The following is a 14,969-nucleotide window of genomic DNA, read 5'->3' as shown; positions in this document are numbered from 1 at the left end:
GTTTCAGAACACCCTATTTAAGACATGTTTTGAATTCCCGTCACGTACAATTAATTTTATTAAACATGGTACAAAACTGGAAGTTAAAATGAACAACATCAAAAAGTATCTAGTTTCTGTCCTTGTGTCCATATGCATTGTGGGTGCATTTGGCATACCGTTGGGAGATCCAAAGTTTTTCATCCAAGCCATTGCATTAGAATCATCTTTTATGGCACTTGTAGTATTGTCGTTAAAAAGTTTCAGATATGCATACCTCCCAAATTTCATTATTGCCGGCATAGTCATAGTAGGCAATACAGCATCTCCAAAACATTTGGAGATCATGTCAACATTACATCCATTTTACAACGCAATTGTACTGATTGTTGGTGGCTACATATTACAAGGATTGTTGCTTGTTACAAATGGAATTGCACTAAAACAATACAAGAAAACCAAATAGAAAACAATCCCTTCAGAATGAAATATTTTGGTTATCATCATATGTCAGATTTAGAATTTAGGCATACGGTATTAGAAAATCACACTTGCCAAGGCAATCATGTAAATATCATATCAAAAAGGTGCCGCCGGCAAGACTTGAACATGCGACAGCTCGGTCTTCAGCCGAGTGCTCTCCCGGGCTGAGCTACGGCGGCACATTTCACTATCCAATTTCAGGGGAATTAAAGTGTGTCTTTTACTTTTTCCAAGCAATATCGGAAATTTTTTTTCTTTTGTTTATTGTTCGCGCTATTACAAAAAGAAGATCAGATAATCTATTCATGTATATCAAGCATGTATTGTTTAGATCCTCAGATTCTGACAGGTGTACCATGTTTGTCTCTGCTCTTCTACAGATCGTTCTTGCTAGATGAATTTGCGAGGCAATCAAATTTCCACCAGGCAAAATAAAATATGTTATGAGAGACAGTTTTTCTTCAAGGCGGTCTATCTTTTTTTCCAGATAAGACACCATTTCAGACGTAACTCGGTTTGAATTATTTTTCAAGTCTGGATTTGCGAGGTCTGCACCTACTACAAAAAGATCATTTTGAATTTTTGTCAGCAGAACACGAATGTCTTTTTGCAGTTTTGACGACAAAATTATACCAATAGACGCATTTAGTTCATCCACCACGCCATAAGATTCAATTCTAGGGCTTGATTTTTTTACGCGCTTGTTGCCAATTAGACCGGTGGTTCCATCATCACCTGTTTTTGTGTAAATTTTCACAGATGTCTAATTGGATCACAATTGCCATTTTAATCTTGTTTGCATTAGTATTTCAAAAAAATCTAGACTTAAAGATTAAAACATACACATTTCATATAAATCTCAAATGTTGTTTGATTTTTTTTATCTTGCATCAGAGCTCAAAAGAATACCGCGTAGTGGATGGAAAAGCAAGGTAGGCATAGAACATCCAGAATCCATAGCAGATCATTCTTACGGAACAGCAGTCATAGCCATGGTCTTGTCAGACATGCACAATCTTGACACTGGAAAGATTCTCAAAATGGCGCTTCTTCATGATTTGGCAGAATCTATCACCGGCGATTTTATGCCAGAAGAAATTTCAAAGGAAAACAAGAAAGTTGTTGAAGATGACGCGATGAAAGAGATTCTTGCAAAACTACCAGAAAATATAGCACATCAGTACAACAACATATGGCACGAATACATGCGAGCAAATACAAAGGAAGCAACTCTATTGCATGAGATTGACAAGTTTGAAATGGCCATTCAAGCCATGAAATATTCTTCAGAAGGTTTTTCAAATGAAAAACTCGGTACATTTATCGAGTCTGCAAAAAAAGAGGTCAAGTCAAAAGAACTCATGGACATACTAGACGCACTATCATATAAATAACAATAATTGGTTTTTCAATTATGCAATATTTTGTAGCACTCAAGATGGGTGAGAAACGAGTCAAAGAAGCCCGCGAATATCTCAATACATTATGCAATGAACAAGCCATGCCAGCCTTGGCACTACGCGATAACAAAACTAATGTGTGGGAACCAGTTGGTCAAGAAAATCTTTATGCTGTGTTAAGTGACGCGGGAGGATATGTTTTGACTGATTCTACAGGATACATGATAGTAATTTGTGATAAAAACGGAATCTCAAAAGCTCTTGTCAGAAGTTTAGATGCAGAGCGAAAGGATATCATCGTTGCCAAATTAAGATCAGACAATATCGTAGAGCACAAGGGTGATGTGGTTCTTCCAGTTTGATCATATTGCCGAATATCATGACTGTTTAGCATCAAGATTAAATTAGTACAACTCTTCATTTTAGGAAATGACAAAGAAGTTTTCTCATGACATAGAGGTCAAGGGGCATCTCATTGATTCCATGATATTGACAAAGATTTTTGATGTAATAATGGACTTGAAGGGCGAATTTCAGGTTCAAGAGTTCAAGGTAGGAAAGCATAAAAAAGATGAGAGTTACGCAAAGCTTTCAATTCATGGTCAGTCCCAGGGACATCTGGATAAGATTCTAGAGGCGGTGTACCGGGAAGGTGCGACCTCAAGGATCCAACAAGAAATTTCATTAAAAAAAGCGCAAAAAAACATGGTAATGCCAGATGATTTTTACAGTACGACCAATAACCATACTGAAATTTTCTACAGTGGAAAATGGATTCGCGTAGAAAACATGATGATGGACAAATGTATCATAGTAAAAAAAAATAGGGCATTCTGCACTCCAATTCGTGACATCAAAAAAGGTGACATGATAATTGTTGGTGAAAAAGGAATACGTGTCACACCTCCTGAAAGACCGAGAGAAGGAGTCAACCTGTTTCAATTCATGAGTAGTGGAAGTTCAAGTGAAAGACCGACACAGCACATTGCAAGAAAAGTTGCAGAGGACATTTACAAGATAAAGAAACAAGGAGGAAAAATTGTTCTTGTGGGAGGACCTGCAATTGTACATACAGGGGCATCGGATTCAATTTCATTATTGATAAAACTTGGATTCATCAATGCGGTTCTTGCAGGAAATGCACTTGCTGTTCATGACATAGAATACTCTACTCTTGGTACATCACTTGGAATGAATGTCCAAGATGGCACACTTGCAGTAAGAGGTCACAGAAATCACATGCAAGCAATAAATGCAGTCTTCAAAGCAGGATCAATTCGCACCATGGTAGAAAAGAAAGTGTTGAAAAAAGGAATAATGTTTGAATGTGTGAAAAATAAAGTGCCTTTTGTACTTGCAGGTTCATTAAGAGATGATGGTCCATTACCAGATGTCATTACAGATATGACAATAGCACAGCGTAAATACAAAGAAATTGTCAAAGATGCAAAACTTGTCATCATGGTTTCAACAATGCTTCACTCGATTGCTACAGGAAATATGTTACCAGCTGATGTGAAGGTAATTGTAGTAGACATCAGCCAGCCAACCGTAACAAAACTCATGGACAGAGGAACATGGCAAGCACTCGGAATAGTAACTGATGTAGGAGCATTTTTGCCCCTAGTTACGCAAGAGATTCAAAGATTGTTAAAACAGCACGTGTAGTGATGTACATATATCAGATGCTGGAATCCAGTTTTTTAATAAAAAACAGCCGTTAAAAAGACTTGATTATCAGATATGATAGTAGCAGAGCTGTTTTAATTTTCGGTAGACTCGAGATTACAGATGATGTGTGTGATGGAACAGTTAAGGAAAATCACGTGGTTTACAAGACATTATCCGGTCCCAATCTTGGCCCTCCTAGGGCTGATCGTAGGAGGGGCATTACAGGCAACCAATGAACCGCAGGCTGGAAAAATTATCTGGTTGATTACTCTAATTCTAGGGGGAATTCCAGTAGTTTGGCAAACTATGCATGAAATTTTACATAAACATTTTGTGGCAGACATTGTGGCAATGCTTGCAATCATTGTCTCAATCATACTCAATGACTCATTTCCAGGTATGATAATTGTATTAATGCAGTCAGGTGGGAAAGCATTAGAAGATTATGCATATAGAAGAGCATCATCATCACTTGACAACCTTTTATCACACGCACCAAGAATTGCACATAGAAAGATTGACCATGATCTTGAGGAAATCCAAGTATCTCAAATTAACATAGGCGATACACTAGTCATCAAGTCAGGAGATGTAATTCCAGTTGATGGGGAGATACTTAGTATGGTATCCCGTATTGATGAATCATCACTTACTGGTGAACCATTACCAAAAACGAAAACTAATGGAGATCAGGTGTTTAGTGGAACAGTAAATATTGGCGATGTGTTCGATATCAAAGCTACAAGAAAAAGTGAAGAAAGCCAATATTCAAAAATTGTCAACCTTGTGAAAAAAGCACAGCATGAAAAAGCTCCGATTCAGAGGATGGCAGACAAATATGCCATTTGGTTTACTCCCATCACACTTGTGGCAAGCATATCAGGGTGGTTGGTTACAAATAATTTTGAGACAATATTAGCTGTCTTAGTGGTAGCAACTCCTTGCTCACTTATCTTTGCCACTCCTGTTGCAATCATCAGTGGAATAAACCGAGCTGCCAAGTCTGGAATAATAGTAAAAACAGGAGCAGCTATGGAACATGTTGCAAAGACCCAAGTTGCAGTTTTTGATAAAACAGGAACCATAACACATGGTACACCAGCTGTTGAAAGAATATTATCTTTTGACGTGATTTCAAGCGAAGACATATTGTTAAAGGCAGCGAGCTTGGAACAGCTATCTTCTCATCCCATTGCATCCATGATAGTCCAAAAAGGCAAAGAAAAATTTGGTAAACTACTCATACCAGAAAATTTTCGTGAAATATCAGGTGCTGGAGTAGAGGGAAGAGTAGGAGAGGACCATATAATGATAGGATCTCCGAGCATATTTGCAAATGTGGGAGAAGGTATTTTCAACAACACCAATGTCATGACAGATAAGATAAAATCAAAAGGACGCATGGTTGCATTCGTGGCATTTAATGGAAGACTGTCAGGTGCAATCATGTTTGGTGATGAGATACGACCTGATGTAAAAACCATGATCCAGCAATTAAAAATCAGAGGAGTAAAGAAAACGGTTTTGCTTACAGGAGATATCAAAAATAATGCTAAGAATATTGCGGAGCAATCTGGCATAATCGATTATGAGGCAAATCTTATCCCAGAAGAAAAAGTTGTTGCAGTAAAGAAACTGCGACAAGAGTTTGAAAATGTTACAATGATAGGAGATGGCATCAATGACGCACCAGCTTTAGCGGCATCAACCGTAGGAATAGCTATGGGAGCAAAAGGGACTGCCATCTCAGCAGAGGCTGCAGACATTGTATTTCTGGTAGACAGAGTCTCAAAGATAATAGATGTGATAGACATAAGCAAAAGGACCATCAAAGTTGCAAAGCAGAGTATTCTAGTTGGTCTAGGCGGCAGTTTTTTCTTTATGGCAATAGCTATGTTAGGACACCTTCCACCAGCCATTGGCGCCATACTTCAAGAAGTTTTGGATGTCAGCGTCATACTAAACGCATTACGTGCAAGATAGTTTATAACAACAATTATCATTTGGTGTTTTCTAGTTTAAACCCGTAACTTCTCATTATTTCAAATACTTGATAATCTTCAACCTGATCAAATGAATCATAAAATTCCCCTACTGCACCAAAGACAGCCGGATCATGTAGCACTACAACTTCTGCTATTTGACGTAACCTATTGATAGTATCTTGAGGCCCTACAGGAATTGCAACTATGACTCTCTTTGGTCTCTGTTTTTTGATCCATTCCAATGCAACAAAAACTGTTGCACCAGTCGCAATACCATCATCAACAATTATGACGGTTTTACCTTTTAGATCATAGTCTGTCCTACCCCGAAATTTCACCAGTCTTTGTCGTACCTCTCTGACATTATTGGCAATTTGTTCGTCAAGATAACTCTGCGAAATTCCCAGCGCGTTTATCAGATTAGAGTTTGGAAAAAAACTACCATCATGTATTACTGCACCTATAGCAAGTTCCGGATTGTGAGGTGCACCTATTTTTCGTGAGACAACTACATCAAGTGAGAGTCCAAGTGTCTTTGCAATTACATCGCCTGTTATTACACCGCCTCTAGGAATTGCCAAAATCACAGGATTTTCTTTTTTTAGCCATTCTAGTTTACTGGCAAGTCTTTGAGCTGCATCAGTCCTATTTTTAAACATCATGTTTATTCACCAACATAACCTCCCACCAGTAACAATGCAGTGTATTTTATAGGTACACTGTGTTATCACAACTGAAATTAATGAAACAGTTTAACTCCTAGAATCATCGAAAACACACCGTGGACAAGTCATATAGAAACATCCTGGTCCCATATGACGGTTCTATGTATTCTCAGAAAGCATTGAAGATGGCAATTGAAATGGCAAAGTCATTTGATTCTTTCATATATCTTGTAAATGTCGTAGATGTGAGTACAGTAAACCCACCCGGGCAGATCCTCTCGAAAGGAAAAAGGAAAACATTGGAACAGATAAAAAACTCAATCATGATATCTACAGAATCACACCTAAAAGAAATTGGAATAAACTACAAGAACTCTGGTATAGTCATCAAAAGTGTTGTTCTAGAAGGGGATGTAACTAGAGAATTATTGAAATTCATACAAGATAATGATATAGATTTGACCATTATTGGCAGTAAAGGGCGTTCAGGAATTTCAAAGGTGTTGACATTAGGAAGCACGAGTAGAAAAATTTCTGAATTGGCAAAATGCCCAGTAATAATCATGCATTAACACAGGTACTAAGACAATATCCTGATGTTAAGTGATTTTAAAAAGAATGCCAATATTACAAATCAAGGCATAGATGCTATTTCTAGTTGCTGGATTATGTGGTTCGATATAAAACTTGGAATGTAATTATTCATATAGTATAATTCCAAACACAATACATGAGATTAAAGGATAAAATAGCAATTGTTACAGGTTCATCAAGCGACATAGGATTAGAGATTTCCAAGAAATTTGTCGATGAGGGGGCAAGCGTAGTCATGTTGGGAAGAGACATGGCGAAGTTAGAAAAGGCGCGAAAGAGCATCAAAGATTACCAGTTACGAACTGTTGCAATCCCATGCGACATAACAAAAGAATCTCAAGTCATTCAAACAGTAAATCAGATAACAGATCATTATGGAAAAATTGATATTTTAGTAAACAATGCAGGAACAATCACTGATCCAATACATTTTCATGAGATGACTGATGAAGACTGTAATTCTCTAGTGGACACAAACTTGTTTGGTACATTCAGAATAACAAAGTCAGTCATAATCAAGATGCTTGAAAATAAAAATGGTGGATCTATAATCAATATTGGCTCTATTTCCGCAGAAAGAGCAATACCAAAGGTTCACCTAACAGTATATTGCACAACAAAAGCCGCTATCAACATGTTCACCAAGGGACTTGCAGTAGAATACGCACGACGAAATATTCGCTGCAATTGTGTCAATCCCGGAATAGTCAATGCAGGAATGATGAAATCCTATCTTGATTACCCAGAAGCACGAAAGGTCTTAGAAGATAGACAGCCCATAAACAGAATTGGAGAACCGTCAGATATTGCAAATGCTGTAGCATATCTTGCATCAGACGAGGCAAAATGGATTTCTGGCGCCATACTTAATGTGGACGGCGGAAAATCTGCATCAGAAGGATAACATATAAATCAATTTTTGACGTTTTCGGTTTTAAAATAATCTGGAGAATTTATTCGATTCTCTTGTAAATGGCTTTAAAATCTTCTGCGATTCTATACGCAATATTTTCCAGATGTGTAACTTCAGTCATGTTGGATTTACCAAGGCCAATTTGTCTCATCATGGTGTTACATTTGTGTACCTGCATGTGATCGGAGCTGTTGTCTTTACTTGACCATGCCTTGAAACAGTCACTAAAATCAAGGCAGAAATTCAGAATTATAGATTCCCATTCCTTGTTTGAGGTAGGATATCCAATACCATGTGCCAATTCTTGAAATTCATTACTCTTGTCATTTAGTAGCATTCTTAGGGATTTTTCTGCCTTTTTTGGATCATAATTATCAAGTGCGTTAGAGCCTTGCATGTTAGCCCTCTAACAATATTCTATTTTAAGATTGACTTGAAATTCTTAGAACAAGAGCACTAGTCATTATTATACCCATATCAAAAGATCAAACATACAAGGCTTTTTGAACCATTTTGTGCACCAATCAATATGACGAGTAGATTGGAAGAAGAAATCATCTTGTTCTCTGATAACCAATTTTCCATCAATGGTACGAGGATTCCCAGATGCAGTTGTAACAAACAAGAATAATCAATCAGAAAACCAATCAGATAATATAAGATTTTATTTTACAATCAGAGTTGGTAACTAGGATCAATTTTAAATAATTTAATCACGTATTAAAAAATGGACGGAAACGCGGGGTAGTAACCCAAGCATGATGTACAAAGGTATAATGTGTGAAACACGTTTCCGTCTCTCCTTTTTAAAAGTTAATCGAGTGATGAAACCAAATTATGATCCATCCAGCCCATAGATGAGATGGATAAAAATTTCATGTTTGCTCTGTCTTCAAGCATATTTTTATCTGCCATCATGTTAAATTAAACTGAAGTCAAATTTGTTGTCAACACCAATACAGTGTTTATGACACATGTCATTTACTTGCATCATAACAACTGCAGACATCCAGACAATGCATAACATGATAATGAGATTTATCACTATCACGGGCAAATCAGTTTTGACAGGTATGAATACATTACCACACAATGAAAGTAGTAACCAACATCAAATCTTAAATATCAAATCATGAAGGCTAGTGTATTGATAACCACATCAAAAGTAGGTCTTGTAATAATCGTATTCTTCACAGTTTCAGTTTTGTCTGCAACCGCACAAACTCCCATTACGGTAATGACTGACAAGACATCATATTCCGATGGTGACACGATCAAGATATCTGGTAGTGTAGCTGATCAGTTAAACATACCAATATCCATAGTCATCAAAGATAGTTCTCAAAATCTAGTATACATTGCCCAGACGAACCCGGATTCCCATAACAATTATTCATCTCAAGCAGTTGCAGGCGGAGGCCTGTGGAAAACTGCAGGTACTTATGAGATTGACGTCACATATGGAGGCCAAGATAAAACTGCCAAGACCACATTTCAGTTCACTGGAACTCAAACACAACCCATCTCAAACACAGGAAATCAGACCAATGCAACACAGTCAATTCCGGAATTTGGCCCATTGTCTGTGACAATATTTGCACTGGCAATCCTGGCCACAGTAGTGCTATCTACAAAAATAAGACCCATTTTTACAATCTAATTCCACTTCAAACGTGGTTCAGGATATATCATAATGACAGAGTATTTTAGATTTCAAGATTTAGTTCTCCTAGAACTTCTACTAGAAAGCAGACAAAAAAAGAAAATTCCATATGAGAAACATTTTAGATAAATTTTCTACACCATGAGTATTGACTAAGACATACCGTAAGAACCAGTCTCAAGTTTTAAATTATGATCAAGATCATAGGATGCCAGCATGCAACGGGATTTTCAATTAACTTTGAGGATGGCTATTAGCTTTTTTGCCCTAACTATGATCTACCTAGCATTTTTGAGTTTCATTGCAATTTATTTTGGATTAGGCATTCTCCCAATTGCAATGATTGCAGGACTGATGATCGGTGCACAATGGTATTTTTCTGACAGAATAGTTCTATGGAGTACAGGAACCAAGATCACATCCAAAGAAGAATACCCAGTATTGCACCAAATAATAGAAAACCTGACTCAAAAAGCAAACATTCCAAAACCCAGAGTAGGAATCATGGCAAGTGACGTTCCAAATGCATTTGCAACTGGAAAGGGTCCCAAGAAATCAGTAATAGTAGTGAGTACCGGAATACTAAGAATTCTAGACAAAGACGAGCTTGAGGGCGTATTATCACATGAAATTACCCACATTAGAAATAGGGATGTTACAATCATTACACTTGCCAGTTTATTTTCCACAATTGCATGGTATTTGATGCAGTCTTCCATGTTTAGTACAATGTGGGGAGGATACGGATATGGTGGAAGGCAACAAGGTGGAAATACATTTGTTGTCATCATAGTTGCAGGAATTGTTTGGTTCCTAAGTTTTTTGACAATCCGGGCAATATCTAGATACAGGGAATTTGCAGCAGACAGAGGAGGGGCATATCTCACAGGCAAACCAATGAACCTATCCCGTGCACTAATGAAGATAAGTGGGGAAGTAAAGACTGCGCCTATTCCGCAACTCAAAAAGATGGAAGGCATGAATGCATTTTTTATCATACCTGCAATATCAGGTGAGACTATCGCACGATTCTTTTCCACACATCCTCCAGTTACAGAACGTGTAAAGCGCTTGATGCGAATTGAACAAGAACTTCGCAACCAAGACGAATTTGGAATCTAGTTGAAACTATATTCAAGTATCTTGGCCAGGAGGCATATTAGGCGTCATATTGCCGCCCTTTGATGATGCCACAACATTATCTATGCGTAAAATCATATTGGCAGTTTCGGTTGCAGATTTTATTACTTGTTCTTTTACTTTGGTAGGCTCGATAATCTGTAATTTTTCCAGATCACCAACTTGTCCATTGATTGTATCAATTCCTGTCCATTTCTCTCCTGCGTTTTGTCTTGAACGCAATTGTGTTATTGCATCGATTGGATTCATTCCAGCATTTCGTGCAAGAGCCAGAGGTATGGACTCCAGTGCCTCGGCGAATTTTTCAACAGCTAATTGTTCTCGTCCAGACAAGGTTTGAGCCCACAACCTAAGCTTGTATGAAACATATGCCTCAGGAGAGCCTCCACCATACACAATCATCGGTTTTTCTATGACGTCTTTTACAACCATTAATGCATCATGCAAGGACCTATCGACTTCATCTATCACTCTTTGCGAACCACCACGTATCAACAATGTAACTGCTTTTGGATTCTTACATCCTTCTATGAAGACCCAGTTATCATTTTCAATTGTTCGTTCCTCAACTATTGCAGATTCTCCTAAATCCTTTTCAGTCAAATCATTAACACTTCCAACAATTCTGCCTCCAGTGGCTTTTGCAAGTTTTGACATGTCACTTTCTTTTATCCTCCGTACTGCAAGTATACCAACCTTGGACAGGTGATGTTGAGCAATATCATCAATACCTTTTTGGCAGAGCAACACATTGGCTTTAGAAAATTTTATCCTTTCCACCATCCCCTTTAGAATACTGTCTTCTTCTTCCATAAACGACTTGATTTGATCTGGACTTGAGATGTTAATCTTGGCCTCAAATTCAGTCTTTTCTATCTCAAGTGGAGCTGCGATCAATGCTATCTTAGCATTCTCAACTTTTCTTGGCATTCCACTATGAACTACTTCCTTGTCAAGAACTATTCCAGATATCAAGGTACTATCCAAGACTGACCCGCCTGCCTTTTTTTCAACTTTGATATTATTCAAATCAACATTATACCCATCTGCTTTTTGAGTCACAACCGATAATGCTGCATCTACCACGAGTTTTGCAAGATCAGCAGCTTCCACCGATATCAATTTAGTTTGCATTGTAGTTATCGCAATTTTTTCAAGGATTTCCCTATTTTTTGGTTCAACTTTTTGTGAAATTTCCCCAAGCAATGAAATCGCTTTCATTGCTGCCTTTTTGTAACCGTCTGCAATAATTACAGGATGAATGTCATTATCAATGAGGTTTTCTGCTTTTTCAAGCAGTGCTCCTGCCAAGACCACTGCAGATGTCGTGCCATCCCCAACTTCACTGTCCGTAGCCTTTGCCACTTCAACCATCATCTTTGCTGCAGGATGTTGAACATCAATTTCTTTTAGTATGGTCGCGCCATCATTTGTTATGGTAATATCACCAACCGAGTCTACCAACATCTTGTCCATTCCCCGCGGCCCAAGACTTGTACTTACAATCTCTGCAATGAGTTTTGCAGCTGCAATATTACCTCTTTGTGCATCTCTGCCTCGTGATTGTCTAGATCCTTCTTTTAGCACCAAGATAGGAATTCCTTCAGATGTTGTTTGTACTGATGCCATACTACAAACCGTATATGTTTTAATTTCAGCATAATGAAGATTTTCAACATTGATAATCATCGGTGATAAATTGGCACGATTATTTTTATAAGATAAAACCATTAGTGTATTGTCCACAATAATGCAAAAATCCAAGATAAAGAAAGTAGAATTAGCAGAAGATCCAGTCACATTATTTCTTGGCATACCAGGACCTGGATTGATAGGAACCATATCCATGACATATGTTATTCATACACTAAAGATGGATCTGGTAGGAGAGATAGATAGTAGCCCTTCACCAATTATCTTTGTAGACAATTGTCAGATGGTGAGTCCTATCAGGATTTATAAAAAAGACAAGATGTTTGCAATTGTATCAGACATCCCAATAGACTATGATAATTCCATAGGCTTTACAGAATCAGTCATAGATTTTTCTAAAAAGAACCATGTTGACTTGATCGTATTTTTATCAGGCATTCAAGTTCAAGAAAGAAATGTGTCCAATCTTAAGACATATGGACTTGTGACACATGAAAAACTTGAAAAACTACTTTATGATAACGGGATACCAAAATTTCTTTCAGGCGTGATTAGTGGTCCCGATGCCATAATTCTTTCACAGTTGAGAAATTCATCCATACCAACCATTGCTTTTCATACCGAGTGTAATTATTTTTTTCCTGATCCTGATGCTGCTATGCAAACCATCAAAACAATATCTCAAATCATAAAGACGGAGATTGATCTGGTAGAATTTAAGAAACAGGTCGACTATTTACGATTACAAAACAGGCAACTCATGGAAGATACACTAAATGTTTTACAGACGCAAAAGGAATCATCGACTACTCCCCCCCAAATATACAAGTGATGATATGAGCGATTTTGGATCAATTATAGAAAAACGGATGAATTCCTTTTTCAAAGACACTGTTTTTAATGATTTCACGCACAAAGAAATGATTCCGCTTTCACATATTAATGAAAAGCATTCTAGTTGGATCATAGAGATTGACCTGCCATTAGTGGATAAAAAAAATATTGAAATAATATTATCGGCTGACCACCTTTCCATAAACGCAAAACTAACCAAGACATTTTGTATCTCAAGGGGAAATGTAGTAACAGAGTTTAACTGGTTGAGAAAGACGATAAAGATTCCAAGTGGAATAGACATGAAACAAATTTCTGCAATATTTGAGGACGGTATTTTGAAGATCACAATGCCAAAACTAGTACAGGGTAGAAATATACCAATCAAATAATTACGATAATTTTCAATTTGTTTTATGATTTCCTAATGTACAGAAAATACAGAGTGCATAATACTTGTTACATATATTACGAGTACACCCACACTTGCAGTCACATTTTCTTAGTTTCAACTATGTTCTCACTTGTTTGATGCCAGACCCAATATTTGTAAGATTGCATATTTTGCCCAATAAACATAGTAATAGGACAACGACTCGGATCTTTCAAAAACTTCACAATCTGTTGATAATTCATCACGGTTTTCATCGATTAGAATAATTCCTTCACTTTGTTTCTGTATGATTCAACAATTTTTCCAAATTCAGCAAAATCATCTGCAGATGGACTTTGTAATCTCATAGTACATTGTGAAATAAAGACAGATAATGCATTTCCAACCATCATGTTAAACACCAACTCAGAAAAGTCCTGCACTCCTGGAAATGCCACTCTTAGAAATGGCAGGTATGCCTTGGTCTGATTAATCATCAGATCTAGGTTTGTCTCAATTGCTGTCTTGACATCCGTATGTATTGTCATCCATCCACCAGAACAACTTGATATGGTTTTGAAGCATAATGATGCGAACATAAAAATACCATTTTCCCAGATACCATTTTAGCAGTGATCGAGATTCCGTTTAATTCTTTTTTACACATGTGACATGTCAATGGTTGGACATCAGATCTGATCATCTTTTTTCGATGTTTCAGGTACAAATCTTGAACTAGGAAACTGTCAACCATTACTACAAGAAAACATTCCAATATTATTAAAGTAATTCAAATTATCAGATCTGGTTATCAGGCATAATCAGTATTTCGATACAATCATCTCATACATGATATTAGACAGACATTGAAATAAAAATTCTAAATTGCTTTTTCATTCTCTGCGCCAGTATCAATATCCACCGCACGTGAAAGTTTGTACATGAAAATTTTGCCAATTTTTGTATTATTGCGAATAATGGTCACCGCTTCATCCTCATCTTTCTCTTCTACAATTACAGTTACAATATACTTGTCTGAAAATTCTGGAATGAATGTTTCAGTGCCTTTTGCTGCATGCAGTGCAGGCCCAGCTGTTTTACCCCTTCCACGAACTTTCATAATTGTAATTCCGCCTACATTTATTTTTTTTAATGCATCACTGATAGCCCTGATATCATTTTGTGGGACAATTGCATCTATACGTATCATGTTAGTCATGACAGAATTTGCACTAGATAATATTTTTGTCAAAAGACTCAGATGACTTGCTCGTCTTTTTTAGGAGTTTGAATGTCATATGCTTCTGAAATTGAGGTGACAAATATTTTTCCAAATTTAGAAGATTCCCGGATGGCTGCTATTACATTATTTTTCTTTTCATCTGGCACTATTACTTCCAAGATAAACCGCTCTCCAAATTCAGGAGTGAACACCTCTGTTCCTTTTGATGCGTGTATTTCTTTGGCAATTGTTTTCCCTCTGCCCCATCCTTTGTATGCAGTTATTCCACCAACTGACAGTTTTTTTAGTGCATCGCTAATTGATTTTATTTCATTTTCTGGGAGTACTACTTCAATTTTTAGCAAGATGTAAGGAAATAAAATACCATATTAAA

The 14,969-nt window shown here is 37.1% G+C and carries 18 protein-coding genes and 1 tRNA gene; 11 read left to right on the top strand and 8 right to left on the bottom strand.

Annotated features, from left to right (window positions below; genetic code table 11):
- The first annotated feature begins 88 nt into the window (after positions 1-88).
- Positions 89-445, top strand: a complete 357-nt coding sequence (locus tag BQ3481_RS02510) for a hypothetical protein (protein WP_157926828.1) — start codon at positions 89-91, stop codon at positions 443-445.
- Between the two features lie 122 nt (positions 446-567).
- Here the strand turns inward: BQ3481_RS02510 and BQ3481_RS02505 are convergent.
- Both BQ3481_RS02505 and BQ3481_RS02500 read right to left on the bottom strand, forming a co-directional pair.
- Positions 568-641 (bottom strand) — tRNA-Phe (locus BQ3481_RS02505).
- A gap of 41 nt (positions 642-682) precedes the next feature.
- On the bottom strand, positions 683-1,219 hold the full coding sequence (locus BQ3481_RS02500) for a cob(I)yrinic acid a,c-diamide adenosyltransferase (RefSeq protein ID WP_157926827.1): 537 nt from the start codon (positions 1,217-1,219) through the stop codon (positions 683-685).
- 106 nt (positions 1,220-1,325) lie between these two features.
- Between BQ3481_RS02500 and BQ3481_RS02495 the strand changes: the two genes are divergently transcribed.
- The 4 genes from BQ3481_RS02495 to BQ3481_RS02480 all read left to right on the top strand — a co-directional run bounded on the left by BQ3481_RS02495 (position 1,326) and on the right by BQ3481_RS02480 (position 5,516).
- Positions 1,326-1,856: an HD domain-containing protein gene (locus BQ3481_RS02495; protein ID WP_157926826.1), complete on the top strand. Its 531-nt coding sequence runs from the start codon at positions 1,326-1,328 to the stop codon at positions 1,854-1,856.
- 20 nt (positions 1,857-1,876) lie between these two features.
- Positions 1,877-2,224: a hypothetical protein gene (locus tag BQ3481_RS02490; RefSeq protein ID WP_173848072.1), complete on the top strand. Its 348-nt coding sequence runs from the start codon at positions 1,877-1,879 to the stop codon at positions 2,222-2,224.
- A 67-nt stretch (positions 2,225-2,291) separates the two neighbouring features.
- Positions 2,292-3,530 (top strand): ornithine cyclodeaminase, encoded by a 1,239-nt coding sequence (locus BQ3481_RS02485; protein ID WP_157926825.1) that lies wholly within the window; start codon positions 2,292-2,294, stop codon positions 3,528-3,530.
- 135 nt (positions 3,531-3,665) lie between these two features.
- The gene (locus BQ3481_RS02480) at positions 3,666-5,516 is read left to right on the top strand and encodes a heavy metal translocating P-type ATPase (protein ID WP_231911839.1); all 1,851 of its coding nucleotides are present in this window, start codon (positions 3,666-3,668) and stop codon (positions 5,514-5,516) included.
- A gap of 16 nt (positions 5,517-5,532) precedes the next feature.
- Here the strand turns inward: BQ3481_RS02480 and BQ3481_RS02475 are convergent, their stop codons facing one another.
- A complete protein-coding gene (locus BQ3481_RS02475; protein WP_157926823.1) occupies positions 5,533-6,180 on the bottom strand; it encodes a phosphoribosyltransferase in 648 nt (215 codons plus the stop codon).
- Between the two features lie 119 nt (positions 6,181-6,299).
- Here BQ3481_RS02475 and BQ3481_RS02470 point away from each other — a divergent pair, with 119 nt between their 5' ends.
- Together BQ3481_RS02470 and BQ3481_RS02465 are read left to right on the top strand one after the other, a co-directional pair.
- Positions 6,300-6,755, top strand: a complete 456-nt coding sequence (locus BQ3481_RS02470) for a universal stress protein (protein ID WP_157926822.1) — start codon at positions 6,300-6,302, stop codon at positions 6,753-6,755.
- 158 nt (positions 6,756-6,913) lie between these two features.
- A complete protein-coding gene (locus BQ3481_RS02465; protein ID WP_157926821.1) occupies positions 6,914-7,681 on the top strand; it encodes an SDR family NAD(P)-dependent oxidoreductase in 768 nt (255 codons plus the stop codon).
- A gap of 49 nt (positions 7,682-7,730) precedes the next feature.
- Here BQ3481_RS02465 and BQ3481_RS02460 read toward each other — a convergent pair whose 3' ends face one another.
- The gene (locus BQ3481_RS02460) at positions 7,731-8,087 is read right to left on the bottom strand and encodes a hypothetical protein (protein WP_157926820.1); all 357 of its coding nucleotides are present in this window, start codon (positions 8,085-8,087) and stop codon (positions 7,731-7,733) included.
- 750 nt (positions 8,088-8,837) lie between these two features.
- Between BQ3481_RS02460 and BQ3481_RS02455 the strand changes: the two genes are divergently transcribed.
- Positions 8,838-9,350, top strand: a complete 513-nt coding sequence (locus tag BQ3481_RS02455; RefSeq protein ID WP_157926819.1) for a hypothetical protein — start codon at positions 8,838-8,840, stop codon at positions 9,348-9,350.
- A 219-nt stretch (positions 9,351-9,569) separates the two neighbouring features.
- Entirely contained in the window at positions 9,570-10,475 is a 906-nt protein-coding gene (htpX, locus tag BQ3481_RS02450; RefSeq protein ID WP_157926818.1) for a zinc metalloprotease HtpX, read from the top strand.
- A gap of 12 nt (positions 10,476-10,487) precedes the next feature.
- On the opposite strand, the gene thsB is transcribed toward htpX, so the two are convergent.
- On the bottom strand, positions 10,488-12,122 hold the full coding sequence (gene thsB / locus BQ3481_RS02445; RefSeq protein ID WP_157926817.1) for a thermosome subunit beta: 1,635 nt from the start codon (positions 12,120-12,122) through the stop codon (positions 10,488-10,490).
- Between the two features lie 121 nt (positions 12,123-12,243).
- Here thsB and BQ3481_RS02440 point away from each other — a divergent pair, with 121 nt between their 5' ends.
- Positions 12,244-12,978 carry a proteasome assembly chaperone family protein gene (locus BQ3481_RS02440; protein WP_157926816.1) on the top strand — a complete coding sequence of 245 codons (735 nt, stop codon included), beginning with the start codon at positions 12,244-12,246 and terminating at the stop codon, positions 12,976-12,978.
- Positions 12,979-12,982: 4 nt separating this feature from the next.
- Positions 12,983-13,372, top strand: coding sequence for an Hsp20/alpha crystallin family protein (locus tag BQ3481_RS02435; protein ID WP_157926815.1), 390 nt, complete (start codon positions 12,983-12,985; stop codon positions 13,370-13,372).
- A gap of 259 nt (positions 13,373-13,631) precedes the next feature.
- Here the strand turns inward: BQ3481_RS02435 and BQ3481_RS02430 are convergent, their stop codons facing one another.
- The 3 genes from BQ3481_RS02430 to BQ3481_RS02420 all read right to left on the bottom strand — a co-directional run bounded on the left by BQ3481_RS02430 (position 13,632) and on the right by BQ3481_RS02420 (position 14,940).
- Positions 13,632-13,901, bottom strand: a complete 270-nt coding sequence (locus tag BQ3481_RS02430; protein WP_157926814.1) for a hypothetical protein — start codon at positions 13,899-13,901, stop codon at positions 13,632-13,634.
- A 332-nt stretch (positions 13,902-14,233) separates the two neighbouring features.
- Positions 14,234-14,563: a P-II family nitrogen regulator gene (locus tag BQ3481_RS02425; protein ID WP_157928436.1), complete on the bottom strand. Its 330-nt coding sequence runs from the start codon at positions 14,561-14,563 to the stop codon at positions 14,234-14,236.
- Between the two features lie 47 nt (positions 14,564-14,610).
- Positions 14,611-14,940, bottom strand: coding sequence for a P-II family nitrogen regulator (locus tag BQ3481_RS02420; RefSeq protein ID WP_157926813.1), 330 nt, complete (start codon positions 14,938-14,940; stop codon positions 14,611-14,613).
- Between the last annotated feature and the right edge of the window lie 29 nt (positions 14,941-14,969).

The sequence above is a fragment of the Candidatus Nitrosotalea okcheonensis genome, from assembly GCF_900177045.1.
In the GTDB taxonomy this organism is placed as follows: domain Archaea; phylum Thermoproteota; class Nitrososphaeria; order Nitrososphaerales; family Nitrosopumilaceae; genus Nitrosotalea; species Nitrosotalea okcheonensis.
Note: the sequence above shows the minus strand (reverse complement) of the source record. Positions and strands in the feature narration are given on the sequence as shown.

What these genes read in the sequence shown, in the direction of transcription:
- BQ3481_RS02510 (WP_157926828.1), top strand. Translation starts at nt 89, where the DNA reads ATGAACAACATCAAAAAGTATCTAGTTTCTGTCCTTGTGTCCATATGC.
- BQ3481_RS02495 (WP_157926826.1), top strand. Translation starts at nt 1,326, where the DNA reads ATGTTGTTTGATTTTTTTTATCTTGCATCAGAGCTCAAAAGAATACCG.
- BQ3481_RS02490 (WP_173848072.1), top strand. Translation starts at nt 1,877, where the DNA reads ATGCAATATTTTGTAGCACTCAAGATGGGTGAGAAACGAGTCAAAGAA.
- BQ3481_RS02485 (WP_157926825.1), top strand. Translation starts at nt 2,292, where the DNA reads ATGACAAAGAAGTTTTCTCATGACATAGAGGTCAAGGGGCATCTCATT.
- BQ3481_RS02480 (WP_231911839.1), top strand. Translation starts at nt 3,666, where the DNA reads ATGGAACAGTTAAGGAAAATCACGTGGTTTACAAGACATTATCCGGTC.
- BQ3481_RS02475 (WP_157926823.1), bottom strand. Translation starts at nt 6,180, where the DNA reads ATGATGTTTAAAAATAGGACTGATGCAGCTCAAAGACTTGCCAGTAAA.
- BQ3481_RS02465 (WP_157926821.1), top strand. Translation starts at nt 6,914, where the DNA reads ATGAGATTAAAGGATAAAATAGCAATTGTTACAGGTTCATCAAGCGAC.
- BQ3481_RS02460 (WP_157926820.1), bottom strand. Translation starts at nt 8,087, where the DNA reads ATGCAAGGCTCTAACGCACTTGATAATTATGATCCAAAAAAGGCAGAA.
- htpX (WP_157926818.1), top strand. Translation starts at nt 9,570, where the DNA reads ATGCAACGGGATTTTCAATTAACTTTGAGGATGGCTATTAGCTTTTTT.
- thsB (WP_157926817.1), bottom strand. Translation starts at nt 12,122, where the DNA reads ATGGCATCAGTACAAACAACATCTGAAGGAATTCCTATCTTGGTGCTA.
- BQ3481_RS02440 (WP_157926816.1), top strand. Translation starts at nt 12,244, where the DNA reads ATGCAAAAATCCAAGATAAAGAAAGTAGAATTAGCAGAAGATCCAGTC.
- BQ3481_RS02435 (WP_157926815.1), top strand. Translation starts at nt 12,983, where the DNA reads ATGAGCGATTTTGGATCAATTATAGAAAAACGGATGAATTCCTTTTTC.
- BQ3481_RS02430 (WP_157926814.1), bottom strand. Translation starts at nt 13,901, where the DNA reads ATGACAATACATACGGATGTCAAGACAGCAATTGAGACAAACCTAGAT.
- BQ3481_RS02425 (WP_157928436.1), bottom strand. Translation starts at nt 14,563, where the DNA reads ATGATACGTATAGATGCAATTGTCCCACAAAATGATATCAGGGCTATC.